This is a genomic window from Pseudomonas sp. AC172 (genome assembly GCF_979258595.1).
The window spans coordinates 3,704,155-3,727,102 of the sequence record NZ_OZ409868.1 but is presented as its reverse complement, the minus strand read 5'-3'; the positions used below and the strand labels follow the sequence as shown (position 1 = coordinate 3,727,102).

The 22,948-nt window shown below is 58.9% G+C and carries 24 protein-coding genes and 1 pseudogene; 15 read left to right on the top strand and 10 right to left on the bottom strand.

Features of this window, described 5'->3' with window-relative positions; all coding sequences use genetic code 11:
- Nucleotides 1-110 precede the first annotated feature (110 nt).
- The 4 genes and pseudogenes from ACZ0A4_RS16815 (at nt 111) to ACZ0A4_RS16800 (ending at nt 3,534) form a co-directional block, all read left to right on the top strand.
- Nucleotides 111-638 (top strand): sigma-70 family RNA polymerase sigma factor, encoded by a 528-nt coding sequence (locus ACZ0A4_RS16815; RefSeq protein WP_463575647.1) that lies wholly within the window; start codon nt 111-113, stop codon nt 636-638.
- Nucleotides 635-1,648, top strand: coding sequence for an ABC transporter substrate-binding protein (locus ACZ0A4_RS16810; RefSeq protein WP_463575646.1), 1,014 nt, complete (start codon nt 635-637; stop codon nt 1,646-1,648). Before ACZ0A4_RS16815 ends, ACZ0A4_RS16810 begins: the two co-directional genes overlap by 4 nt.
- Nucleotides 1,649-2,214: 566 nt before the next feature.
- A pseudogene (locus ACZ0A4_RS16805) lies at nt 2,215-2,991 on the top strand (PAS domain-containing protein); the annotation flags it as partial.
- A 3-nt stretch (nt 2,992-2,994) separates the two neighbouring features.
- Entirely contained in the window at nt 2,995-3,534 is a 540-nt protein-coding gene (locus ACZ0A4_RS16800) for a methyl-accepting chemotaxis protein (RefSeq protein WP_224789345.1), read from the top strand.
- Nucleotides 3,535-3,604: 70 nt separating this feature from the next.
- On the opposite strand, the gene ACZ0A4_RS16795 is transcribed toward ACZ0A4_RS16800, so the two are convergent.
- The 3 genes from ACZ0A4_RS16795 to ACZ0A4_RS16785 all read right to left on the bottom strand — a co-directional run bounded on the left by ACZ0A4_RS16795 (nt 3,605) and on the right by ACZ0A4_RS16785 (nt 6,296).
- Nucleotides 3,605-4,150 carry a hypothetical protein gene (locus ACZ0A4_RS16795; RefSeq protein ID WP_141126134.1) on the bottom strand — a complete coding sequence of 182 codons (546 nt, stop codon included), beginning with the start codon at nt 4,148-4,150 and terminating at the stop codon, nt 3,605-3,607.
- Nucleotides 4,151-4,305: 155 nt separating this feature from the next.
- Nucleotides 4,306-5,730, bottom strand: coding sequence for an MFS transporter (locus ACZ0A4_RS16790; RefSeq protein ID WP_463575645.1), 1,425 nt, complete (start codon nt 5,728-5,730; stop codon nt 4,306-4,308).
- A 125-nt stretch (nt 5,731-5,855) separates the two neighbouring features.
- Nucleotides 5,856-6,296 carry a PACE efflux transporter gene (locus ACZ0A4_RS16785; protein WP_463555454.1) on the bottom strand — a complete coding sequence of 147 codons (441 nt, stop codon included), beginning with the start codon at nt 6,294-6,296 and terminating at the stop codon, nt 5,856-5,858.
- Nucleotides 6,297-6,418: 122 nt separating this feature from the next.
- Between ACZ0A4_RS16785 and ACZ0A4_RS16780 the strand changes: the two genes are divergently transcribed.
- Entirely contained in the window at nt 6,419-7,291 is an 873-nt protein-coding gene (locus tag ACZ0A4_RS16780) for a LysR family transcriptional regulator (RefSeq protein WP_463575644.1), read from the top strand.
- Between the two features lie 52 nt (nt 7,292-7,343).
- Here ACZ0A4_RS16780 and gntR read toward each other — a convergent pair whose 3' ends face one another.
- On the bottom strand, nt 7,344-8,375 hold the full coding sequence (gntR, locus tag ACZ0A4_RS16775) for an HTH-type transcriptional regulator GntR (RefSeq protein ID WP_463575643.1): 1,032 nt from the start codon (nt 8,373-8,375) through the stop codon (nt 7,344-7,346).
- 215 nt (nt 8,376-8,590) lie between these two features.
- Between gntR and ACZ0A4_RS16770 the strand changes: the two genes are divergently transcribed.
- Nucleotides 8,591-9,124, top strand: coding sequence for a gluconokinase (locus tag ACZ0A4_RS16770; protein ID WP_463575642.1), 534 nt, complete (start codon nt 8,591-8,593; stop codon nt 9,122-9,124).
- 81 nt (nt 9,125-9,205) lie between these two features.
- Entirely contained in the window at nt 9,206-10,561 is a 1,356-nt protein-coding gene (locus tag ACZ0A4_RS16765; protein WP_463575641.1) for a GntP family permease, read from the top strand.
- Nucleotides 10,562-10,741: 180 nt separating this feature from the next.
- On the opposite strand, the gene alaC is transcribed toward ACZ0A4_RS16765, so the two are convergent.
- Complete coding sequence (gene alaC, locus ACZ0A4_RS16760; protein ID WP_463575640.1) at nt 10,742-11,959, bottom strand: alanine transaminase; 1,218 nt, start codon at nt 11,957-11,959, stop codon at nt 10,742-10,744.
- A gap of 139 nt (nt 11,960-12,098) precedes the next feature.
- Between alaC and ACZ0A4_RS16755 the strand changes: the two genes are divergently transcribed.
- The 3 genes from ACZ0A4_RS16755 (at nt 12,099) to ACZ0A4_RS16745 (ending at nt 14,124) form a co-directional block, all read left to right on the top strand.
- Nucleotides 12,099-12,761, top strand: a complete 663-nt coding sequence (locus ACZ0A4_RS16755; RefSeq protein WP_463575639.1) for a LysE family translocator — start codon at nt 12,099-12,101, stop codon at nt 12,759-12,761.
- Between the two features lie 68 nt (nt 12,762-12,829).
- Nucleotides 12,830-13,324 carry a GyrI-like domain-containing protein gene (locus tag ACZ0A4_RS16750; RefSeq protein WP_463575638.1) on the top strand — a complete coding sequence of 165 codons (495 nt, stop codon included), beginning with the start codon at nt 12,830-12,832 and terminating at the stop codon, nt 13,322-13,324.
- A gap of 311 nt (nt 13,325-13,635) precedes the next feature.
- The gene (locus ACZ0A4_RS16745) at nt 13,636-14,124 is read left to right on the top strand and encodes a GNAT family N-acetyltransferase (RefSeq protein ID WP_463575637.1); all 489 of its coding nucleotides are present in this window, start codon (nt 13,636-13,638) and stop codon (nt 14,122-14,124) included.
- 134 nt (nt 14,125-14,258) lie between these two features.
- Here ACZ0A4_RS16745 and ACZ0A4_RS16740 read toward each other — a convergent pair whose 3' ends face one another.
- Nucleotides 14,259-14,864, bottom strand: a complete 606-nt coding sequence (locus tag ACZ0A4_RS16740; protein ID WP_463575636.1) for a pyridoxamine 5'-phosphate oxidase family protein — start codon at nt 14,862-14,864, stop codon at nt 14,259-14,261.
- Between the two features lie 18 nt (nt 14,865-14,882).
- A complete protein-coding gene (locus ACZ0A4_RS16735; RefSeq protein ID WP_463575635.1) occupies nt 14,883-15,368 on the bottom strand; it encodes a GNAT family N-acetyltransferase in 486 nt (161 codons plus the stop codon).
- Between the two features lie 141 nt (nt 15,369-15,509).
- On the opposite strand from ACZ0A4_RS16735, the gene ACZ0A4_RS16730 reads away from it, so the two are divergent.
- From ACZ0A4_RS16730 to ACZ0A4_RS16720, 3 genes are read left to right on the top strand one after another with little or no spacing between them, the layout of a single operon-like run.
- On the top strand, nt 15,510-15,935 hold the full coding sequence (locus ACZ0A4_RS16730; protein WP_463575634.1) for a YybH family protein: 426 nt from the start codon (nt 15,510-15,512) through the stop codon (nt 15,933-15,935).
- Between the two features lie 40 nt (nt 15,936-15,975).
- The gene (locus ACZ0A4_RS16725) at nt 15,976-16,320 is read left to right on the top strand and encodes a YciI family protein (RefSeq protein WP_077574226.1); all 345 of its coding nucleotides are present in this window, start codon (nt 15,976-15,978) and stop codon (nt 16,318-16,320) included.
- Nucleotides 16,313-17,554: an RNA polymerase sigma factor gene (locus ACZ0A4_RS16720; protein WP_463575633.1), complete on the top strand. Its 1,242-nt coding sequence runs from the start codon at nt 16,313-16,315 to the stop codon at nt 17,552-17,554. Before ACZ0A4_RS16725 ends, ACZ0A4_RS16720 begins: the two co-directional genes overlap by 8 nt.
- Nucleotides 17,555-17,783: 229 nt before the next feature.
- Here ACZ0A4_RS16720 and ACZ0A4_RS16715 read toward each other — a convergent pair whose 3' ends face one another.
- Entirely contained in the window at nt 17,784-18,638 is an 855-nt protein-coding gene (locus ACZ0A4_RS16715; RefSeq protein WP_463575632.1) for a LysR family transcriptional regulator, read from the bottom strand.
- Nucleotides 18,639-18,727: 89 nt separating this feature from the next.
- On the opposite strand from ACZ0A4_RS16715, the gene ACZ0A4_RS16710 reads away from it, so the two are divergent.
- A complete protein-coding gene (locus ACZ0A4_RS16710; protein WP_463575631.1) occupies nt 18,728-19,165 on the top strand; it encodes a multidrug/biocide efflux PACE transporter in 438 nt (145 codons plus the stop codon).
- A gap of 47 nt (nt 19,166-19,212) precedes the next feature.
- Here ACZ0A4_RS16710 and ACZ0A4_RS16705 read toward each other — a convergent pair whose 3' ends face one another.
- On the bottom strand, nt 19,213-19,971 hold the full coding sequence (locus tag ACZ0A4_RS16705) for an SDR family NAD(P)-dependent oxidoreductase (RefSeq protein ID WP_463575630.1): 759 nt from the start codon (nt 19,969-19,971) through the stop codon (nt 19,213-19,215).
- 123 nt (nt 19,972-20,094) lie between these two features.
- Here ACZ0A4_RS16705 and ACZ0A4_RS16700 point away from each other — a divergent pair, with 123 nt between their 5' ends.
- The gene (locus ACZ0A4_RS16700) at nt 20,095-20,997 is read left to right on the top strand and encodes a LysR family transcriptional regulator (protein ID WP_463575628.1); all 903 of its coding nucleotides are present in this window, start codon (nt 20,095-20,097) and stop codon (nt 20,995-20,997) included.
- 116 nt (nt 20,998-21,113) lie between these two features.
- Here the strand turns inward: ACZ0A4_RS16700 and ACZ0A4_RS16695 are convergent, their stop codons facing one another.
- Nucleotides 21,114-22,727: an inorganic phosphate transporter gene (locus tag ACZ0A4_RS16695; protein WP_463575627.1), complete on the bottom strand. Its 1,614-nt coding sequence runs from the start codon at nt 22,725-22,727 to the stop codon at nt 21,114-21,116.
- Nucleotides 22,728-22,948 lie beyond the last annotated feature (221 nt).

The window sequence follows — 22,948 nt, the reverse complement described above, 5'->3', positions numbered from 1 at the left end:
AAAAAAGAATATAAAAATGAAATTTAAATATTATTAAAGAATAAGGCGCCTTGCTACGATCGCGCCACCGGAACACCGGACATTCAGCGACCCCTCATCAAGGAGCCCCTATGTCCGGCGCCGAGCTTTCCCATCGCAACACCGTGGACGATCTGTTTCGCGCCCACTATCGCTGGCTCTGTGCTTATCTGCGCGGTCATCTGCACGACGTGGCTGGAAGCGAAGACATTGCCGCCGAAACCTTCGCCCAATTGCTTGAAGCCCCGGCACTGAGGGCCATCCGTGACCCCCGCGCCTTGCTGACGACCATCGCTCAACGCCTGCTCTATCAACGCTGGCGGCGCGGTGATCTGGAGCGTCGTCATCGCCAGCAGCTCGATGTCGATTACGCCGTCTCGCCTGAAGACCTCGTCACGCTATCGCAAACCCTCAATCGCCTCGATTGCAGCTTGCAGCGCCTGCCCGACAAGGTCCGCACGACGTTTCTGCTTGCCCGCATCGACGGCCTGACTTACCCGCAAATCGCTGCCGAACTGGGCATCTCCCAGCGCTCGGTCAGCGTGTACATGAGCCGTTCCCAAGCGTTGTGCGATCGCCACAGCGCCAACCAATTCCTGCAAGACAAGAGGTCCGCATGAGATCGATCAAAACCCTGCTCGGCACGTCGTTGTTGGCCCTGAGCCTTAGCGTCGGCGCTGTCTCGGCGGCGGAGAAAACCGCGCCGATCCACTTCGGCGACATCACTTGGGAAAGCGGCAGTTTCATCACCGAAGTGCTGCGCCTGATCGTTGAAAAAGGCTACGGCTACCCGACCGACACCTTACCCGGCAGCACGGTCAGCCTGGAGGCTGCACTGGCGAAAAACGATATCCAGGTGATCGGCGAAGAATGGGCCGGGCGCAGTCCGGCGTGGGTCAAGGCCGCCGCCGAGGGCAAGGTTCTCGGCTTGGGCGACACGGTCAAAGGGGCCACCGAAGGCTGGTGGGTGCCGGAGTATGTGATCAAGGGTGACCCCGAACGCGGGATCAAAGCGTTGGCGCCGGAGTTGCAATCGGTGGCCGATCTGCCGCGCTACAAAGACGTGTTCCGCGACCCGGAAGATCCGTCTCGCGGACGCTTCCTCAACAGCCCGACCGGCTGGACCTCGGAGATCGTCAACAGCCAGAAGCTCAAGGCCTATGCGCTGAACGACAGCTTCGTCAACTTCCGCACCGGTTCGGGCGCAGCGCTGGATGCCGAAGTGGCGTCGTCGATCAAACGCGGTAAGCCAGTGCTGTTTTACTACTGGTCACCGACGCCGCTGCTCGGCCGCTTCAAACTGGTCAAACTGGAAGAGCCGCCGTTCGATGCCGAAGCCTGGAAGACCCTGGCCGATGCCAATAACCCGAATCCCAAGGGCACCCGGTCGATGCCAGCGAGCCTGGCGATTGGCGTGTCGGCGCCGTTCAAGGCGCAGTATCCGGAGCTGGTGACGTTCTTTGAAAAGGTCGATTTGCCGATTGATTTGCTGAACCAGACCTTGGCCGGGATGAGCGAAAAACGTTTGCAGCCGAGAGTGGTGGCCGAGGCGTTCTTGCGTGATCAGCCGCAGGTCTGGAAGCCGTGGGTGCCTGCGGATGTGGGTAACAAGGTGAGTGGAAGTCTGTAGGTCATTTCTGATGTTTTTGTAGTGCTTCTTATGGCGCCTTCGCGAGCAAGCTCGCTCCCACAGGAGAATGCGTTCCAAATGTGGGAGCGAGCCTGCTCGCGAAAGCGTCCGCCCCGCCAACAAATCTCCTCGCGCTGAACCGTTTCTTGTGCAAAAAGTGCCAGATACTGGCCGACTAGTGGCCTTGCGCAAGGCTTCCCGCTGGCTATGCTTCCTGTAACTAACTATGTCGACCGTCATGTCAAAACATGGCTGAAACACATCGTTGGTCCGTGAATTCATGCTGCCAGAGTGCGCAACCGAAGGCACCGACACTGAACCAACAAGGAGCGTCGCTTACATGGAAGTTCTTCAACGCGTTAGGGCTGGCCCGCGTGCGGGCTATCAAGAGAAGGATGTCTTGATTAGAGCGTCGCTGCATGGACTCTCCGATTGATCATCATTTATCACCTGACAACTTCCTCCCGTGGAGGAATGCGTGTGCCTGTTCTGTGGAACGTAGTGGTGGATCGTGAAAGAACTGAACTTTCATCAAATCAAAAGTCCGCGCGGAAGGTGATACAACCATGTTCAACCTACATCACAAGGCTGACCTGCAGGAAATCGAGCGCTTCAGCTGCGCCCTGACCGAAGCCAACGCCAAGTTGGCTGCGATCAGCCGTTCGATGGCCATGATCGAGTTCAGCCCTGACGGCATCGTTATCGATGCCAACGAAAACTTCTGCAAGACCATGGGCTACAGCGCCGATGAAGTGCGTGGCAAACATCACCGGGTGTTTTGTGAAGAGGCTTTCTATCGCAGCGAGGAGTACGCCAGATTGTGGCGTGACCTGGCTCGCGGTGAACCGATCAGCGGGACTTTTCTGCGCTTGAACAAGGCGGGCAGGGAAGTCTGGCTCGAAGCCAGTTACATGCCGGTATATGGCTCGGACAAGCAGGTTCAAAGCGTGATCAAAGTGGCGGCGGACATCACCGCGCGGATCAACAAGGAGCATGAAGAAGAAAGCATGCTGGCAGCGATCAGCCGCTCCATGGCGGTGATCGAGTTCACTCCGGAAGGCAACGTCATCGCCGCCAACGACAACTTTCTCAAGACCATGCAGTACTCGCTCAACGAAATCGTCGGGCATCACCACAGTATGTTCTGCCATCGCAGCGAAGCGGAATCCTCGCAATACAAAGCATTCTGGGCCTCGCTCAATCGCGGCGAATATCACTCGCATCGTTTCGAGCGCAAGAACAAGTCGGGGCAGATGGTTTACCTGGAAGCGTCTTACAATCCATTGTTCGACGCCAAGGGACGCCTGTACAAAGTGGTCAAGTTCGCCAGCGACATCACCCATCAAATGACCACTTTGCAGAACGCAGCAGAGTCGGCCCACAGCACCTCGGTACAAAACGACGCTTGCGCGCAAAAAGGCTCACAGGTCGTGCAGCAAACCGTGCAGATCATTCAGGACATTTCCCGCGACCTCAACGAAGCCGCGGCGAGCATCGATGCGGTGAGCAAACAGTCAGACATCATCGGCACCATTGTTCAAACCATTCGCGGCATTGCCGATCAGACCAACTTGCTGGCGCTCAACGCCGCCATCGAAGCGGCGCGGGCCGGTGAACATGGGCGCGGTTTTGCGGTGGTTGCGGATGAAGTGCGCAGCCTCGCGGCGCGGACCAGTCAGGCGACGCTGGAGATCGTTGATGTTGTTCGCAAAAACCATGACTTGTCGCTGAGTGCGGTGTCGAGTATGCAATCAAGTTTGAGCCGCACCGGGCTTGGGGTGGAGCTGGCGAATGAGGCGGGGGAGGTGATTCTGGAGATTCAGCAGGGCTCGCGGCATGTGGTGGATGCGATCAGTCAGTTCAACGAAACCCTGCAACTGAACTGATTTCTTCAGCTGGATACAATCAATGTGGGAGCAAGCTCGCTCCCACATTTGATTTCAGGCGACCTGGAAATCACAGCGCAGCGAGAAACTTGTCCGCTTGCTTGTCACTGTCCTTCACATCGTTGTCTTTCTCCGCCTGCGCCAGCTTCATCTTGTCCTGCAAGCGCTCGGCGATCTCTTTGCCGATGGCCAGTTGTTTTTCCGGCGGCATGGCTTTGATGTCGTCTTCGGTCAGACCCATCGACTGCAGGATACTGTCGCGCAGACGCTGTTCCGGCGTTTTGCTCATGTAGTCCTTGAATTCGTCAGTGGCGGATTTCGCCGAGGCGGTGGTGGCGTCGGTCGATTGCAGGTTCACGCGGGTCTTGGCGAAGGCTTCGTCGACGTTATCGCTGATGCGTGTTGCTTCGCTGACTTGCTGGGTGGCGATCTGCGTGGCCGAGTCCTGCACCTTGGCAGTGGCTTCAGCGGTTTGCGCCTGGGTCTGGTTTTGCAGGGTTTGCAGCATGGCGCCGTGCAGGCCACCTTGCAGACCGGCCGCTGCCGTGGTGGTGGCATCGTCATTAAGTGCTTTGGGCAGGTGAATGATTTGCTGTTGTTTGGCACTGATCAACATGACGTGTAGGCCTGTAGGTAATTGCTGACTGGCGTAGCAGAGCAATTACCGTGCCTTCTGAGTAAGTCCTTTTATTTCAACAGGTTGATCATTGATAAGGTCTGCGTAGCGGTCATCCCTTGCCGATAAGCGGCAGAGGATGACCGTTGCTCCCCTCAACGATGGGCAATGTTCTCCAGCGCCAGATTGCGTGTGCGCGGGCCGAACCAGCCGATGGTCAACATCACGATCAGCATGCTGCTAACGATGAACGCCAATACACCCGGTGTGCCGAAGTTGTCGAGAAACAGGCCGATCAGCAAGCTGCTGAACACCGTCGACAAACGACTGAACGAATAGCAGAAGCCTACGGCGCGGGCGCGAATGTTGGTCGGGAACAGTTCGCTCTGGTACGAGTGATAACTGAAGCTCAACCAGGCGTTGCAGAACGTGATCATGACCCCGCAGAAGATCAGCCCGAAAGCACTGGTCTGCAGAGCGAACAAGGTGCCGAAGGTCATCGCACCGAGGGCCGAACCGACGATCTGCCATTTGTTCTCGAAGCGGTTGGCGAATTTGACGAACAGCAACGGCCCGAGCGGGTAGGCGAGGGTGATGATGAAGGCGTACATCAAACTGTGGGTAACGCTGACACCTTGGCCGGAGAGCAGCGCCGGCAGCCAGTTGCCGAAACCGAAGAAACCGATGGCCTGGAAAATGTGGAAGACAATCAGCATCAACGCGCGTCGGCGATACGGTGGCTGCCAGATATCGGCAAAACGACCCTTGCCTTCGACGTCGACCGGTACGGTTTCCGGCGTATCCAGCGGCTTGCCGTGATCCTTCTCGCATCGTGCTTCGATGCCATCAAGAATTCGGTTGGCTTCATCAAAGCGGCCATGCTGCGCGAGCCAGCGCGGCGATTCCGGCAGGCGCTTGCGCAGCCACCAGATAAACAGCGCAAACACTGCGCTGGCCAACACCACCCAACGCCAGCCGGACACGCCGAATGGTGCTTGCGGCACCAGCCACCACGACATCAGCGCCACCGCCGGCACCGACAGGAATTGCACGAAAAACGCAAAGGCAAACGCCGAACTGCGCATGCGTTTGGGTACCAGTTCCGAGAGGTAGGCGTCGATGGTCACCAGCTCGATACCCAAACCGATGCCAACCAGAAAACGCATGCAAATGATGCCCAGCGCTGAACTCTGAATCCCCATCAACACCGTCGCCACCGTGTACCAGACCAGCGCAAAGGTGAAAATCGCACGGCGCCCGAAGCGATCTGCCAACGGGCTGAGCAGGCTGGCGCCGAGGAACAGGCCGAGGAACGTCGCCGAAGCAAACGCTGCTTGATCAGAGAAACCGAATACGCCTTGATTGCCAGTGGCAAAGATGCCGTCGCGAATCAGCCCAGGGCTGATGTAAGCGGTCTGGAACAGGTCGTAGAGTTCGAAGAAACCACCGATTGACAGCAGCGCCACCAAGCGCCAAATCGTCGCGACCGCCGGAAGGCGATCGATGCGGGCGGACACTTGGGCGGCGCGGATCGGGTCGATGCCGTCGCTGTGCGCGGCGGCGGGGGCATGAGCAGTCATGGGCTGATCCATTTTTTATTGATGGAAAAGCTTAGCCTGCTATCGGAGTTCACGGATTGTGAATATCGGGGGGTTACACCGATAAACCGCTGAATTTTCGCAATATCTGCTTACCAATTAACGATTTATGCCGCAGCCGCCGAATCCGCTAGCGCCGAGGCCGGCAAGCCGAAGATCCGGTCGAACAGCCAGTTGAAGGCGAACGTGTAGCACGGGATGAAAATGATCAGCGCCAGATCCAGGAGAAACGCCTGTACCAGACTGATGTTCATCCACCAGGCAATCAACGGAATCAGGAACACGATCAGCGTCAGTTGAAAACCGATGGCGTGAGCAATCCGTCGTTTCACCGTACGCGTGCGCGACACCTGGCGGCTTTCCCAGTGCTCGAACAACGAGGTGTAAATGAAGTTCCAGGTGACGGCGATGGTGGTGATGATCACCGCCAGCGGCCCGGTGCTGCCCGGTGAGGTGCCGGACAACAGCGCCAGACCGAGGGCGGAGAAGGTCATGCCGATCACTTCGTACAGCGACACGTAGACCAATTTGCGTTTGACGCCTTGCATGGAGATTTGCCTCTTTCTTGCCGTTTGTTGGCCAGCGGGACTGGCGAAGACGGCGAAAGATAGCTTCAATAGGGCTGACAGAAAAAGTCAGCTACTTTCAGTTCTATTGATAGGTTTTCAGGGTGAATTTCAACAGCGACAGCATCGAGCTGTTTCTTGCCGTGATCGAACGCGGCTCGTTTTCGGCGGCGGCGCGTGCGTTAGGTCGGGTGCCTTCCGCCGTCAGCATGGGTATTGGCAACCTTGAAGCCGAACTCGGTTATCTGCTGTTCGACCGCAGCCATCGCGAACCACAGCCGACGGCGATGGCGCTGTCACTGGTGCCCCATGCGCGATTGATCGCCGAGCAACTCAAACACCTGCAAGTGCACGCGGTGGAATTGTCGCTGGGGCTGGAGAGCAAGTTGTCGATCGGCGTGGTCGCGGACATCGACCGGCGCCGTTTGCTGGCGGCGATCAAGGTGATCGCCGAGCGCCATCCGCTGCTCGATATCGAGGTGCTGACCGCACCACAGGATGACGTGCTGGCGATGTTGCACAGTGGCCGCGTCAGCGTGTGCTTGGCGTTTGCCGGGTTGAGCATGAATGTGCTGGAGCGTTTTCAGTTTGTCGGCAGCGAACGGATGATCGCCACGCTGGCGGCGGACAGTCCGCTATTGCAGGGGCAGAATGTATTTCTTGAAGACCTGGTGCATGTGCGGCAGATCATCGTCGCCAGTCGCGACTTGCCGATCAGTGAAACGCGGCCATTGGTGGCGGAGTCTTATTGGCGCACCGACAGTCTTGAGACAGCGATGGAGATGGTTGAGGCGGGATTGGGTTGGGGTAATTTCCCGCTGTCGGTGGTGCAGGCGCGACTGGACAGCGGACGGCTGAAACGTCTGAATTTCCGCAATATCGAAAACGGACTGGTGATGCCGGTGCATGCGGTGTGGCTCAAGAGCCAGCCGCTACAGAAAGGCGCATTGGCCCTGGTTGACCTGCTCAGCCACTAGCGACGGTGGAGATCCCACAGGGATTGTGTTTCAACCTTGAATCTGTGGAAGGTCAGGTACTTTCGCGGATCTTCAATTCAAAGCCCATGTCTTCCACCGGGCGCGCGACCGAGTTGCCGGCCATCAACGTCAGCATCTGCTCCGCCGCCCGCCGGCCAATCGCTTCACGCGGGGTGTTGATGCTGCTCAGGCGCGGCACCATGTGCTCGGACATCGGTAAGTCGTTGAAACCGAGAATCGCCACCTGTTCGGGAATCTTGATGCCGTTGCGCAAGGCTTCGAGCAACGCACCCTGCGCCAAATCGTCGTTACCAAAGAAGATCGCATCGACATCCGGGTGCGCGGCGAGTAACTGTAAAAACAATTCCCCACCCAGTCCCACCGACGAAGCGCGCGGCGTCAGCACTTCCAGATCCGGGTCGTACCGTCCGGCCTTCTGCAACGCTTTGCGAAAACCCTCACCGCGCAACAACGTGCGCTGATCAAGCTGCGCACCAATATAAGCGAGACGCTTGCGCCCTCGCGAGAGCAAATGCTCGGCCGCCGTTTCACCGGCACTGAGTTGCGAGAAGCCGACGCAATTCACCCCGGCGGCGCTGTCCAGTTCCATCATGTACACGCAGGGAATGTTGCTAGCCTCGATCATTCGCCGCGAACTTTCCGTGCGATCAAACCCGGTCAACAAGAAACCGCGTGGCTGATAGGCCATGTAGTTGCGCAGCAGGTTTTCTTCTTCATCGCGCGAGTAGTGGAAGTTGCCGATCAACACTTCAAAGCCTTTGGGCGTGAGCACCCGATGAATGGCTTCCAGCGTATCGATGAACAGAAGGTTGGACAGCGAAGGCACCAGCACGACGACCGAATGGCTCTGCGCCGAGGCCAACGCTCGGGCAGCAGGGTTCACTACGTAGTTGAGTTCACTGGCTGCTTTCTGCACTTTTTCCACCAGTTCGGTGGCCACGGTGCTGACACCGCGCAAGGCGCGGGAGGCGGTAATCGGGCTAACGCCGGCCAGGCGGGCAACTTCATTCAGGGTGGGACGGCCGGTGGTGCGGGTATTTTTATCGTTTTTAGGGGTGGTCATCGACGGCTTGCCAAACAAAAATCAAGGCACTAAGGTAGCGCTGTCCTGATGCAGCTGTAAATGCGTAAGCGAGGTCCTGCCTGATCTTCGCTTTTTGGTGTTGGGAACAAACCTGCTGCAACCCAAAAAAACGACAAGAAGGCGTCGGCAACTTCTGCCTGTGCACTAGAGTCATAGCTAGCAAAGGTAGCGCTGTCTGCGCGCTGAGGTGTTATATGAGTCATCCCATCACCGCCCTGGTCATCATGGGCGTTGCCGGTTGCGGCAAGACGTGCGTCAGCGAGGCCCTGTGCCAATTGAGCGGCGCCACTGCCATTGAAGGCGATACTTTCCATCCGGCCGCGAACATCGAAAAGATGAGCGCGGGGATCCCCCTGAACGACGACGACCGTGCCGGCTGGCTCGACAGCCTGTGCGATGAACTGCGTCGCGTCGACGCGCTGGGCGAACGCCCGGTGCTGACCTGCTCGGCCCTTAAACACAGTTATCGCGAAGTGTTGCGCAGTGCCTTACCGGGCCTGGGTTTCGTGTTTCTTGAATTGACCCCTGAAGTCGCCGCTGAGCGCGTGTCCCATCGTCCGGGCCACTTCATGCCGGCCACGTTGATCGAAAGCCAGTTCGCCACCCTCGAATCGCCCAAGGGCGAGCCGTTGACGTTGGCCCTGAATGCTTCGATCCACAGCGTTGGAGAACTGGCGTCCCAGGCTCACGTCTGGTGGCAGGCCCACGGTCTGAAACAGGCGGTATGAGTGTGTTGAAAGAGCTAGCGCTGTCCTCCCGACTTCTGTTTAACCCGCTTTAATAACAACAACAATCCAGGAGACACCCCCATGTTTGGCATGTCCCACGACGCGTTTCTGCTGCTTGATGCAGTGGTCACGGTGATCGGACTGATTGTCCTGATCACCAAGTTCAAGCTGCACCCGTTTATTTCCCTGACCATCGCCGCCGCGTTCCTCGGCCTGACCTCCGGCATGCCCGTCGGCACCATCATCAAAGCGTTTCAGGACGGCTTCGGTGGCGTGCTCGGTTTCGTCGGCATCATCCTCGCGCTGGGCACCATGCTCGGCAAAATGATGGCCGAATCGGGCGGGGCGGATCAGATCGCCCAGACCCTGATCCGTGCGTTCGGTAAAGACAAAGTCCAGTGGGCGATGATGTTTGCCGCATTCCTTGTCGGCATTCCGCTGTTCTTCGAAATCGGTTTTGTCCTGCTGATACCACTGGTGTTCATCGTTGCGCGCCGCACTGGCGTGTCGATCATCAAGATCGGTATCCCGCTGCTCGCCGGCCTTTCCGCCGTGCACGGTCTGGTGCCACCGCACCCGGGCCCGCTGCTGGCCATCGGTGTGTTCGGCGCTGACATCGGCAAGACCATTCTCTACGGTCTGATCGTTGCGCTGCCGACTGCAATCATTGCTGGTCCGATCTTCGGCACGTTCATCGCCAAGCACATTCCGGGTCACCCGAATCAGGAACTGGTCGATCAACTGGCCCGTGAAAACGACGACTCGGCCAAGCTGCCAAGCTTCGGCATCACTCTGGTCACCGTGCTGCTGCCGGTGTTCCTGATGCTGCTGAAAACCTTCGCTGACGTCGCGCTGCCGGACGGTCACTTCTTCCGCACCTGGATGGACATGATCGGTCACCCGATCTCGGCGTTGCTGCTGGCGTTGCTGCTGTCGCTGTACACCTTCGGGCACAAGCAGGGCATCGGTTCCCAGCAGATGCTCAAGTGGCTGGACGCAAGTCTGGCGCCTACCGCCGCGATCATCCTGATCATCGGTGCGGGCGGTGGCTTCAAGCAGATGCTGGTCACCAGCGGTGTGGGCGACGTGATCGGCCACATGGCGGTCAGCGCACAGATCTCGCCGATCCTGTTGGCGTGGCTGGTGGCAGCGGTGATTCGTATCGCAACCGGTTCGGCGACTGTGGCAACCATTACCGGCGCGGGCATTGTGGTGCCGGTGGTGGGGATGATACCCGGTGTGAACCGTGAGCTGCTGGTGCTGGCTACCGGTGCCGGTTCGCTGATTCTGTCGCACGTGAACGACGCCGGTTTCTGGCTGGTGAAGCAATACTTCAACATGACCGTGGCCGAGACGTTCAAGACCTGGACGGCGATGGAAACCATCCTCTCCATCGTCGCGTTGGGCTTTATCCTGCTGTTGTCGCTGTTCGTTTAAGCGCTTCTTGCAGACACAAAAAAACCGCAGCGATGCGGTTTTTTTGTGGGTGGAGATATCACGGCTGAGTACACAGCCAATGTGGGAGCGAGCTTGCTCGCGAAAGCGGTGGGTCAGTCAGCATTGATGTAGCTGACACGACGCCTTCGCGAGCAAGCTCGCTCCCGCAGGGGGCGGGTGTCAGTTACCGGTTTTCGGGGCCAGGCCATCCGCCCGGAACATCCCGCGAATCCCGCGTACAGCCTGACGAATCCGGTCCTGGTTTTCGATCAGCGCAAAGCGCACGTGATCATCGCCATACTCACCAAAACCCACCCCCGGCGAGACGCAAACTTTAGCCTCGGCCAGCAGTTTCTTGGCGAACTCCAGCGAACCCAGATGCGCGTACTGCTCGGGAATCTTCGCCCAGACATACATCGACGCCTTCGGGTTCTCGACCATCCAGCCCAGTTCATGCAGGCCTTTGACCAGCACATTACGACGCTGGCGATACTGCTCGGCGATGTCGCGCACGCATTGCTGATCGCCTTCCAGCGCAGCAATCGCCGCCACTTGCAGCGGGGTGAAGGTGCCGTAGTCGTGGTAGCTCTTGATCCGCGCCAAGGCGTTGACCAGTTCGGGGTTACCGACCATGAAACCGATGCGCCAGCCCGCCATGTTGTAGCTCTTGGACAGGGTGAAAAACTCCACCGCGATGTCCTTGGCGCCCGGCACCTGCATGATCGACGGGGCTTTCCAGCCGTCGTAGACGATGTCGGCGTAAGCCAGATCGTGAATCACCAGCACGTCGTACTGCTTGGCGAGGGCGATCACCCGCTCGAAGAAATCCAGCTCCACACACTGTGCGGTCGGGTTCGACGGAAAGCCGAGGATCATCATTTTCGGCTTCGGAATCGAGCCACGAATCGCTCGTTCGAGTTCGTCGAAGAAGTCCACGCCTGGCACCAGCGGCACCGAACGCACCTGGGCGCCGGCGATCACCGCACCGTAAATGTGAATCGGATAACTCGGGTTCGGCACCAGCACGGTGTCGCCCTGATCCAGAGTGGCCAGCATCAAATGCGCCAGGCCTTCCTTGGAACCGATGGTGACGATGGCTTCGCTTTCCGGGTCGATGTCGACCTCGTAGCGCTGCTTGTACCAGTTGGAAATCGCCCGGCGCAGGCGCGGAATGCCCTTGGACGTGGAGTACCCGTGGGTGTCTTCGCGTTGGGCCACTTGTACGAGTTTTTCGACAATGTGCGGCGGCGTGGCCCCGTCGGGGTTGCCCATGCTCAAGTCGATGATGTCTTCACCACGGCGCCTGGCGGCCATCTTCAGCTCGGCGGTGATGTTGAAAACGTAAGGGGGGAGTCGATCTATGCGCGCAAAGCGGCGCGGCGAACCTTGTTCAGCCATTGTTGCCTCGGATAACGTAAGCGCCCGGAACCGTCCGAGCGACGCTGGTCACTGCGGTGACCTGTGGCGGAAGATAAGGTCAGTGATGGCATACTGTCCAGCGCGTTTTTCAACAAATTTTGCCCAAGGAAATCGGTAGATGGAATTCACCAGCGGCTTCTTGCTGAGCCTTTCGCTGTGCCTGGATATCGGCGTAGCCAACATCGCCATGATCACCCTGGCGATGCAGCGTGGTTACTTTCAGGGCTTCGCTTTGGGCCTCGGCACCTGCGTCGGCGACCTGATTTATGCGGTGCTGGCGCTGGCCGGGATGACGGTTCTGCTGCAATACGAAACTGTGCGTTGGGTGCTGTGGATCGGCGGTTCGGCGCTGTTGATCTACTTTGCGGCGAAGATGATTTACTCGGCGATCCATCACGAAGCGCAACTGGCCGCGACCGCCGAGGTGGGGCAGAACTCCCATCGCAAAGAATTCTTTCGGGGGATTTTCCTCGCCATGTCGTCGCCGAGTGCGATTCTCTGGTTTGCCGCTGTTGGCGGTACGTTGATCGCCCGTTCCGGCGCTGGTGGCCCGCTGAGTTCGGCGTTGTTCCTCGGTGGTTTCCTTTGCGCCGGGCTGCTGTGGTCGGCGGGGTTGTGCTTTGCCGCGAGCCACGGAGGCAAGCTGCTGGGTGACAAGCTATTGCGCTATTCCTATATGGCATCTGCAGCGATCTTCTGCTATTTCGCAGTCTACGTGATCGTATCTGGCTATAACGAATTTGTCGGTTCCGGTGCCGTCGAGCAGTTGCACGCGCTGTAAACGTGCGAATTGGGTTTGGCTTTCTATACTCCCAGCCGAACCCCTTTTTTTGTGCCAGGAGTCGAGTCATGGATGAGCAAAAACGCGTCGAAGTGGCTGAACCTCGCTTCGAACATGGACACTTCCTGCTGATTGCAGGCTTTCGCGGTCGATTTACCCAAGACGCAGCAAAAGACATCCCGGCACTGTGGGAAAAGTTCTTGCCGCACCTGGGAAAGATTCAGGGGCAAAAAAACGAAGTGACCTACGGCGTCTGCAGCAACTTCGACGGCAAGGGTGGCTTCGATTACATCGCCGGGGTGGAAATCAGCAAGCTCGATGATCTCGACCAGAAGGTCTACCAATGGGTCGAAGTGCTGCCTCGTCAATACGCCGTGTTCGAACACCAAGGGCCGCTCGATCAGTTGCCGCAAACCCTGCAATACATCTACAAAACCTGGTTGCCGACCTCTCACTACGTGGAGCTCAACGCACCGGAGCTGGAACGCTACAGCGCCGATTTCAATCCAAAGCTGCACACCGGCAAACTGGAAATCTGCGTGCCGGTCGATACCAGGGCCTGAGCCGACAGACATGAGGCGGATCACTGATCCGCCTCATGCTTTCAACGCTGTTTACGCCGCGTGCGCAGCAGGTCGACTGCCAGCGTAATGAAGCCGAAAGTACTGATGCCCAACACCATCAACAGGCCGATTTCAACGCTGCTCATAAACGGTTTCCCCCAAGGGTGATCAGAGACACACCTGAGAAATAGCCCGCGCCGAATCTGAAGAAAAGCGCTTATACGCAGGCTTTACGCGGCCCGTGCGGATCGATATGCAGACCTTATTCCTTTATGCTTTCGGCACTTTCTTCTGCTGATTTCCGAGCCGCCATGAACACCGTTATCCGCAACGTTACCGCCGCCGACCTGGACCGCTGCTACGCCATCGAAACCGTTGCCTACGAGGGCGACGAAGCGGCCACTCGCGAGAAGATCGCCACGCGCATCGCCACCTGGCCGGAAGGTTTTATCGTCGCTGAGGTGGATGGCGTGGTCGCCGGTTTCGTCAACTCGGGCGCGGCATTTGACGTGCAGATGTCGGACGAGGCGTTCAAGGAACTGATCGGCCATGACCCGAAAGGGCCGAACGTGGTGATCATGTCGGTGGTGGTGCACCCGGATTATCAGGGGCAGGGTTTGGCGAAAAGGTTGATGGCTGAGTTCATCGAGCGTATGCGCGGAATGGACAAGGCGACGATTCACCTGATGTGCAAGGAACAGCACATTCCGCTGTATGCCGGGTTTGGCTTTGCCTACATCAAACCGTCGGAGTCCGATCACGGCGGCATGGCGTGGCACGAGATGATCCTCACCCTCTGAGTCATCACACATAACCTGTGGGAGCTGGCTTGCCAGCGATAGCGGTGGATCAGTCGGCATTGATTTTTGATTTGCCGACGCCATCGCTGGCAAGCCAGCTCCCACAGGGCTCTTTGGTGTTTGTAATACCGTGGTCAGTAGAGGGTGTCGGTTACGCGTTTCGGCGCTTCACGGTCGTAGGTCTCGGCATCGAACTGGCCGTCGTTCAGGCGCTTGTGGAAGGCGCCGGCAGAGGGCAGGGCCGAGCGTGGCAGATGCGTTTGCGGATTCCACGCATCCGAACGGACGAACGCTTTCGAGCAATGAAAAAACGCCGCCTCCACCGTCACCAGCAACACGGTTTTCGCCGCTTTGCCATTCACCGCAAAACTCTCCAGCAGCGCCGGCTCGGCGCTGATCACCGCGGTGCCGTTGACCCGCAACGTCTCGCCAATCCCCGGAATGATGAACAGCAGCGACACCCGCGAATCCTGCAGTACATTGCGCAAGGTATCGATGCGGTTGTTGCCCGGGCGATCCGGCAGGGCCAGGGTGTTTTGATCAATGATCCGTACAAAGCCCGGCGCATCCCCGCGCGGCGAATTATCCAGGCCAGCGGCGCCCACCGAGCTGACGATCACCAGCGGCGAGACGCGCACCATTGCCTGATAATCTTCGTTGAGAAAACCGATCTGTTTGCGCACCGCCCGCTCATGGGGCTGCCCGTAAATCGCTTCCAACGCTTCGATTGAGTCGATCATCGTGCTTCCCTCGATAACTTAGAAAACCAGGCCCATGCGCCGCTCGTAACCGATCCGGCCCTTGTACGCCTCGCCGCTGTCGACGTAGCCGTGTTTGGCGTACAGCGCGATGGCTGCGTCGTTATCCGCGTCCACCGACAATTCCAGCCCCTTGATCTCCGGCCACGCCTGACGCGCAACCTCTGGCAGCGCTAGCAGGCACGCCTTGCCATAACCCTTGCCCTGCGCCCGGCGATCGACCTGCAATGCATGCAACGTGGCGCTGTGTTCATCGGCCCAGGCTGGCAAAACGGGCGGGCGCTTGAGCAGCAGAAACGCCACCGGCACTTCATCCGCCAGCAAGGCAAAACCCTTCACGCCGGGGCCGGGCTTCGACAGCAGCGTGTGCAACGCGCCATGAATGTCGCCAGAGAATTTGATCTGCTCGGCATGGATTTCAATCGCCTCGACTTGCTGACGCTGCAAGGCGTTCAGGCTGTCGTACGGCACGAGTTGGGCTGACACGGGAATTTCCCTTTTCCTACAAAGATAAGCCTCGGATTCTAGCGATTTTGTCTTCGGTGGAAATTTTTTGTTTCGCCTGTCGATCTGCCGATCCCCCAAGCGACTAAGGATGTCTTCACAACAAAAATCACGGAGAACACCATGAGCGCACAAGCTGAAATCCAGACCCTGATCAACACCTACCGCGAAGCCGTCATGACCAAGGACGTGGAGAAAGTCATGGCGTTGTACGCCGACGACATCGTCTCCTTCGACGCGATCAAGGCCCTGCAATTCAAGGGCAAGCCCGCCTACCGTGCGCATTGGGTGGCGTGCATGGAAATGTGCCCCGGCCCGCACATTTTCGAATTCCAGGAAATCGCCATCGAAAGTGCCGACAACATCGCCTTCGCGCACTGGGTGGCGAACTGCGGCGGCACCAACGACAAGGGCGAAACCCAGAGCTGCTGGATGCGCGTCACCGCTTGCTATCGGCAGGTTGGCGGGGCGTGGAAAATCGTCCACGAACACTGGTCGGCGCCGTTTGATCCGATGAGCGGCGCAACCCTGTTCGATGTGACTCCCTGATCTTCAGCCATAGTTGAACCGTCCGATTCAGGAGAACGCCATGAAGTATTTATGCTTGGTCTACAGCGATGAGCGCCTGCTGCATTCGTCGCCCGACAGCCCGGAAGATGCCGAGTGCTGGGCCTACGCCGAGTCGATTCAGGGCAGCGGGCGGATGGTCGCCGCCGAGGCGCTGGAGTCGGTGCAGACCGCCACCACCGTCAGGATGCGCAACGGCAAACTGTCGATCACCGATGGCCCGTTCGCTGAAACCAAGGAGCAATTGGCCGGTTTCTACCTGATTGACGCCAAGGACCTCAACGAAGCGCTCCAGGTCGCCGGCAACATTCCGGCGGCGCGGGTGGGCAGCGTTGAAGTGCGTCCGGTGCGGCAGTTGAATGTCTGAGGTCAGGGCGCGGGTCGAGCAGGTCTATCGTCAAGACTCGCGGCGGATTCTGGCAACGCTGATTCGCCTGCTCGGTGATTTCGACCTCGCCGAAGAAGCCTTGCACGAGGCGTTCTTTGTCGCGGTCGAACGCTGGCAGCGCGACGGCGTGCCGGACAATCCGCGCACCTGGCTGGTCTCGACCGGGCGCTTCAAGGCGATTGACGTGTTGCGCCGGCGCGCTCGCTTCAAGGCTTCGCAACCATTGTTGTTGGCGCAACTGGAAGAACTCGAACAGGCCGACTGGAGTGGTGAGGATGTGGAGGATGATCGTCTGCGGTTGATCTTCACCTGTTGTCACCCGGCGCTGGCGGCGGATGCGCAAGTACCGCTGACCTTGCGCGAAGTCTGCGATCTGACCACCGAGGAAATCGCCCGTGCATTTCTCTCGGCACCGGCGGCGATTGCGCAACGCATCGTGAGGGCGAAAGCCAAGATCCGTGATGCGAAAATCCCGTATCAAGTACCGAGCCTGAGCGAATTGCCCGAACGCCTCGACAGTGTGTTGCGGGTGATTTATCTGGTGTTCAACGAAGGCTATTCGGCATCGGTCGGGGCCGAGGTGACCCGTGAGGATCTGACGCGTGAGGCGATCAGGCTGGGGCGGTTGTTGATGGAGTTGCTGCCGGAGCCGGAAGTGATAGGGCTATTGGCGATGATGCTGTTGCACGAATCGCGACGGGCGGCGCGCACCTCGTCGAGTGGCGAACTGGTGCTGCTGGATGATCAGGATCGATCATTGTGGGACAGCGATCTGATTGCTGAGGGTTGTGCGCTGGTCGAGCGTGCGCTGACCACGCGGCGGTTCGGGCCGTATTGTTTGCAGGCGGCGATTGCGGCGGTGCATGCCGAGGCGCCGACGGCGGGGGAGACGGATTGGGAGCAGATCGTTGGTTTGTATGACGTGCTGTTGCGCGCGGTGCCTTCGCCGGTGATCGAGTTGAACCGGGCGGTGGCGGTGGCCAAGCGTGATGGGGCATTGGCGGGGTTGAATCTGATTGAAGGGATTCTTGATCGCGGCGAATTGCAGGATTATCACTTGGCGCATTCGGCGCGGGCGGAGTTTTGTCGGCAGCTGGGCAGGTTGGAAGGGGCGAGGGCGGCGTATTTGCGGGCGTTGGAGTTGACCCGACAAGAGCCGGAGCGGCGGTTTATTGAAGGGCGGCTTTCGGCGCTGGAATTGCCCTCACCCTAGCCCTCTCCCGAGGGGAGAGGGGACTGATTGGGGGATGCTGTAGAAGTACGCCGACCTGAACGCTCAGCGGTGAATCCATAATCGAACCAAATTTCACGACCCTATATACCGCAGCAATCAATCCATAATCGACTCGGTCTCTCAGGTCGATGTCTGACGCAAGACAACTCGGTCGGCCCCCTCTCCCTCCGGGAGAGGGCTGGGGTGAGGGGGGCTCGATCTTCAACCACTATTCCAGCATCTTGCTCAACAACCAGCTCCCCGCCGGCCCCGGCGGATACAGCCGCGACCACAAGGCATCGACAAACACAGGCTTAGGCCAACCGCGCACCTTCAACTCCACCAACAGATCATTGCCATAACGCTGCGCGAGCCAACGCGGCAACGGCGCCCAGCCAAAGCCTTTCTCGGCCATTTCCAGCAACATCAGATAACTCGGCGCCGACCACACCCGACCTTTGCCGCGACTGTCATACGGATTGACGATCGTCGCCAGACGCAATTCGCGATGCTGCTCGAGGATCTGCTGATCAACGTGATCAAGCTTGGCCAGCGCATGGTCGCGATTAACGAACAACGCGATCTCCGTGCGCTCGGCCACGGTCGAGGTCGCCAGATCCGGCGGATAGCTCTCTTGCATTTCAGCGAACGCCAGATGCGCGCGACCACGCTGCACCAACTCGATCAGGTCTTCGCATTCGGCAATCAAACACTCCAGTTCCAGATCCGGATAACGCTGCTCAAACCCGACCAGCGCCGCTTCAAACCGAGCCGACTGATAGGTATCGGAAATCGCCACCGTCAGCTTCGGTTCGACGCCTTGGGACAATTGCCGAGCGGTCATTTCCAGACGACTGCTGGCCGCCAGAATGGCCTCGGCGCGTTGCAGCATCACATGCCCGGCCGGGGTCAGGGTCGGTTTGCGGCTGCTGCGATCGAACAACACCAGATCCAGATCAATCTCAAGGCTGGCCACCGCCGCGCTGACGGTCGATTGGCTGCGCCCCAATTTACGCGCCGCGGCCGAAAACGAACCTTGCGTGGCTGCTTGGACAAACGCCAGCAGCACTTCCTGCGAAATCATCAACTATCGCCTTGATCGATGGTTACTGGTTATGAAGTATCGATGCGAGCATAGATCATGGCAACCATCTTCACTCAAGGACTCAGGCCATGACTGCCCACAAATCCATCACTGAACGTATTTTCCAGGCCATCGGTTTCGAATTGCTGGCCATCCTCATCTGCACCCCGTTGCTGGCGTGGATCATGAAAAAACCGATGCTTGAAATGGGCGCGGTGACAATACTGATTGCCATGCTGGCGCTGGGCTGGAACGTGGTGTTCAACCGCTTCTTCGACCGCATGCTCGCGCGAATGAATGTCGCACACAACGCTTGGGTACGGGTGGTGCACGCGCTGCTGTTCGAGGGTGGTTTGATCGTGATGGGCGTGCCGCTGATTGCCTGGTGGCTGTCGGTCAGCCTGTGGCAGGCGTTTTTGCTCGACATCGGCGTGCTGCTGTTTTTCCTGCCGTACACCTATGTGTATCACTGGGGTTATGACGTGGTGCGTGAGCGCGTGATGATGCGTAATGCGTGTCAGGGTTAAACAAAAAAATCGCAGCCCGAAAGGCTGCGATTTTTTGTGCCTGGTATTTAGAGAAACATCCCGCCGGATGCCTCGACCCGCTGACCATTGATCCACTGCGCACCCGGCGACAGCAACAGCGCCAACGCTCCGCCAATGTCATCCGGCTGGCCGGCACGACCCAGCGCAGTGTTGTCGGCGACCATCGCATTCACTGCCGCGTTGTCGCGAACGGTGCCGCCGCCAAAGTCGGTTTCAATCGCACCAGGCGCCAGAATGTTCACACCGATTTGCCGTGCGCCCAGCTCTTTCGCCTGATAGCGGGTCAACACTTCCATTGCACCCTTCATCGCCGCGTATGCGCCGTAACCCGGCAAGCTGAAGCGGGTCAAGCCGCTGGAGATGTTGATGATTCGCCCGCCATCGTTGATCAGCGGTAACAGTTGCTGAGTCAGGAAAAACGGTCCTTTCAATTGAATATTCATCAGTACATCGAACTGCTCCGGCGTGGTGTCAGTGAACAGCGCGTGCACGCCAATCCCGGCGTTGTTGATCAGGAAATCAAAACGCTGACGATTGAAGGTTTCCTCTAATGCTTGCTTAACGTGCGCAACGAAACCGGCAAAACTCTCGCTGCGGCCAACGTCCAGTTGCAGCATCACGGCTTTGGCACCGAGTGCTTGCACTTCGGTCACCAGCGCCTGAGCCTCATCGGCGCGGCTGTGGTAAGTGCCGATGATGTCGACGCCTTGAGCAGCAAGGTGCAGGGCGGCGTTTTTGCCCAGGCCACGACTGGCGCCGGTGATCAATGCGATTTTTCGGTTCATGGGACTTCCTCGATTGCGGTAAGGGGTGGTGATGAGACTCAGTTTATTTATCCGCCAAGAGGTGATAAACAGGCTTGAATCGGAATCACTGATCGGTTCAGCCGAACAATCCACAGGTGCCTCATGAACAAACTGGAACTGCTGCGCACCTTCGTCCGTGTCAGCGAACTGTCGAGTTTCACCCTTGCCGGGGAAAGTCTCGGGCTGCCACGCTCCACCGTGTCTGAACATGTGCAGGCGCTGGAGGCGTTACTCGGCACGCGCCTGTTGCAACGCACCACGCGCAAGGTGCAGGCGACGCAGGACGGTCTGGTGCTGTACGAACGCAGCAAGGATCTGCTCTCGCACATGGATGAGATCGAAGGCTTGTTCCGACAGGACGAGGCGTCGCTGACCGGACGCATTCGTGTCGACATGCCGAACATTCTCGCGCGGCGCCTGATCATGCCGCACCTGCCGCAATTCATGGATCGGCACCCGAATCTTGAGCTGGAAATCAGCAGCACCGACCGCCGCGTCGACCTGCTCAGCGAAGGCTTCGATTGCGTGGTGAGGATTGGCGCGCAACCGGATCAATCGGTGGTCGCGCGGCACCTCGGTGACTTCCCCATGGTCAATTGCGCCAGCCCCGCCTATCTCGAACGCTACGGTGTGCCGCAGTCGCTGGAAGATCTCGCGCAGCATCGACTGGTGCATTACGTCGGCGTGCTCGGTTCGCGTTCGGAAGGGTTTGTGTACGAGGAGGGCGGCCAGGTGAAACGCTTGCCGATGGCGGGCAGCATCACGGTCAACAGCACTGACGCTTACGAGTCGGCGTGCCTCGGCGGTTTCGGTCTGACGCAGGTGCCGCGTACCGGCATGCAACCGCATCTGGACAACGGCGAACTGGTGACCGTGTTGCCGCAATTTACGGCGCCGGCGATGGGCATTTCATTGTTGTATGCGCGACAGCGGCATTTGCCGTTGCGGGTGCGGGTGTTTATGGATTGGCTGGGCGATCTGATTCGCTCCACGCTCGGAACCTGATCACTAAACCAATGTGGGAGCGAGCTTGCTCGCGAAGACGGAGTGTCAGTCAATTCAGAGTTGACTGATCCACCGCTTTCGCGAGCAAGCTCGCTCCCACAAGGATAGTTGTGCGGTCAGAAGATCTGGGTGAACAACCAGTACAGGCTGCCGGACAGCAGGATCGCCGCCGGCAGCGTCAGCACCCACGCCATCAACAGATTGCGGATGGTCCTCATCTGCAACCCTCCACCATTGGCAACCATGGTCCCGGCCACACCCGAGGACAACACGTGCGTCGTCGACACCGGCAGACCAAACATGTCCGCCGCGCCAATGGTCAGCATCGCCACGGTTTCCGCCGAAGCACCCTGCGCATACGTCAGGTGAGTCTTGCCGATCTTCTCGCCAACCGTCACCACAATTCGTTTCCAGCCAACCAGGGTGCCCAACCCGAGCGCGATGGCCACGGCAATCTTCACCCACAGCGGAATAAACCGCGTGGCGTTGTCGATCTGCTGCTTGAACAGTTGCAGTTTGCTGCTGGTATCGGCATCGAAATTGCCGACCTTGTTCTTGTCCATAAGGCGAATGCTTTCGCTGGCCAGGTACATGTCATTACGCACGTTGCCCATGGCCTCGGCCGGGACTTTCGCCAGCGAGCCGTAGCCCCTGACTTCTTCGCCGATGTGCCCGGTGAGGGCGGCGAGGGCGGGGATCAGTTGCGGCGTGGCTTCCTTGCTGCGCACGTAATCGGAGAGCACTGCACGCGGATCGGCCGGCGTCGGCAGCGGTGCACTTTTCACCAGCGCTTGCTGGGTGACTTGCGCCACGGCGGCGAACTGCAGCGATTGTTCTTCCGGCATGGTGCGATTCAAGGCGTAAGCCATTGGCAGGGTGCCGACCAGAATCAGCATGATCAGGCCCATGCCTTTCTGGCCGTCATTGGAGCCGTGGGCGAAGGACACGCCGGTGCAGGTCAGAATCAGCAAACCGCGAATCCACCACGGTGGCGGCGCGTTGCCTTCCGGTGCCTTGTACAGCGAACGGTTCTTCACGAACGCGCGCAGTGCCAGCAACAACAACGCTGCACAACCGAAACCCACCAGCGGCGACAGCAGCAACGCGTAACCGATCTTGGTCGCCTGCGCCCAATCGACACCGCTGGTGCCGTCGCGGCCGTGCATCAAGGCATTGGCCACGCCGACGCCGATGATCGAACCGATCAGCGTGTGCGAAGACGACGCCGGCAAACCCAGCCACCAGGTGCCGAGGTTCCACAGAATCGCCGCGATCAGCAGGGCGAAAATCATCGCGAAACCGGCGGACGAACCGACCTGCAGAATCAGCTCCACCGGCAGCAAGGCGATGATGCCGAACGCCACCGCACCGCTCGAAAGCAGCACGCCGAGAAAGTTGAAGAACCCCGACCAGACCACCGCGACATTCGGCGGCAGCGAGTGGGTGTAGATCACTGTCGCGACGGCATTGGCGGTGTCGTGAAAACCGTTGACGAACTCGAAGCCCAGGGCAATCAGCAGCGCTACGCCGAGCAGCAGGAACGGCGTCCAGGTGGTCACCACCGTGCCGAGTTCGTGCATGTCGTGCATCAGGCTATAGGCGGTGAACAACATCCCCATCGCCAGCACGGCGAAAAAGATCACGTAGGTAAACGGACTGGTTTTCTTGTCGAGGGCCGGCCTGCCGCTGGCGGCGGACGCGGGGCTGGCGGTCAGGGAGGGAGTAGCCATGAGCGGACAATCCTGAGCGAGGGAAGGAGTGTCGCCCATGATCGTTGCAGAATGTTACAGAGAGACTGCGCCATGTCAGTGTTTGCTTTATTAGCGCGACCACTGATCTAAAGAACGACGAAGATTCCTGTGGGAGCGAGCCTGCTCGCGAAAGCGGTGTGTCAGTCAACATGATGGCGTCTGACACTCAGTCTTCGCGAGCAGGCTCGCTCCCACAGGGG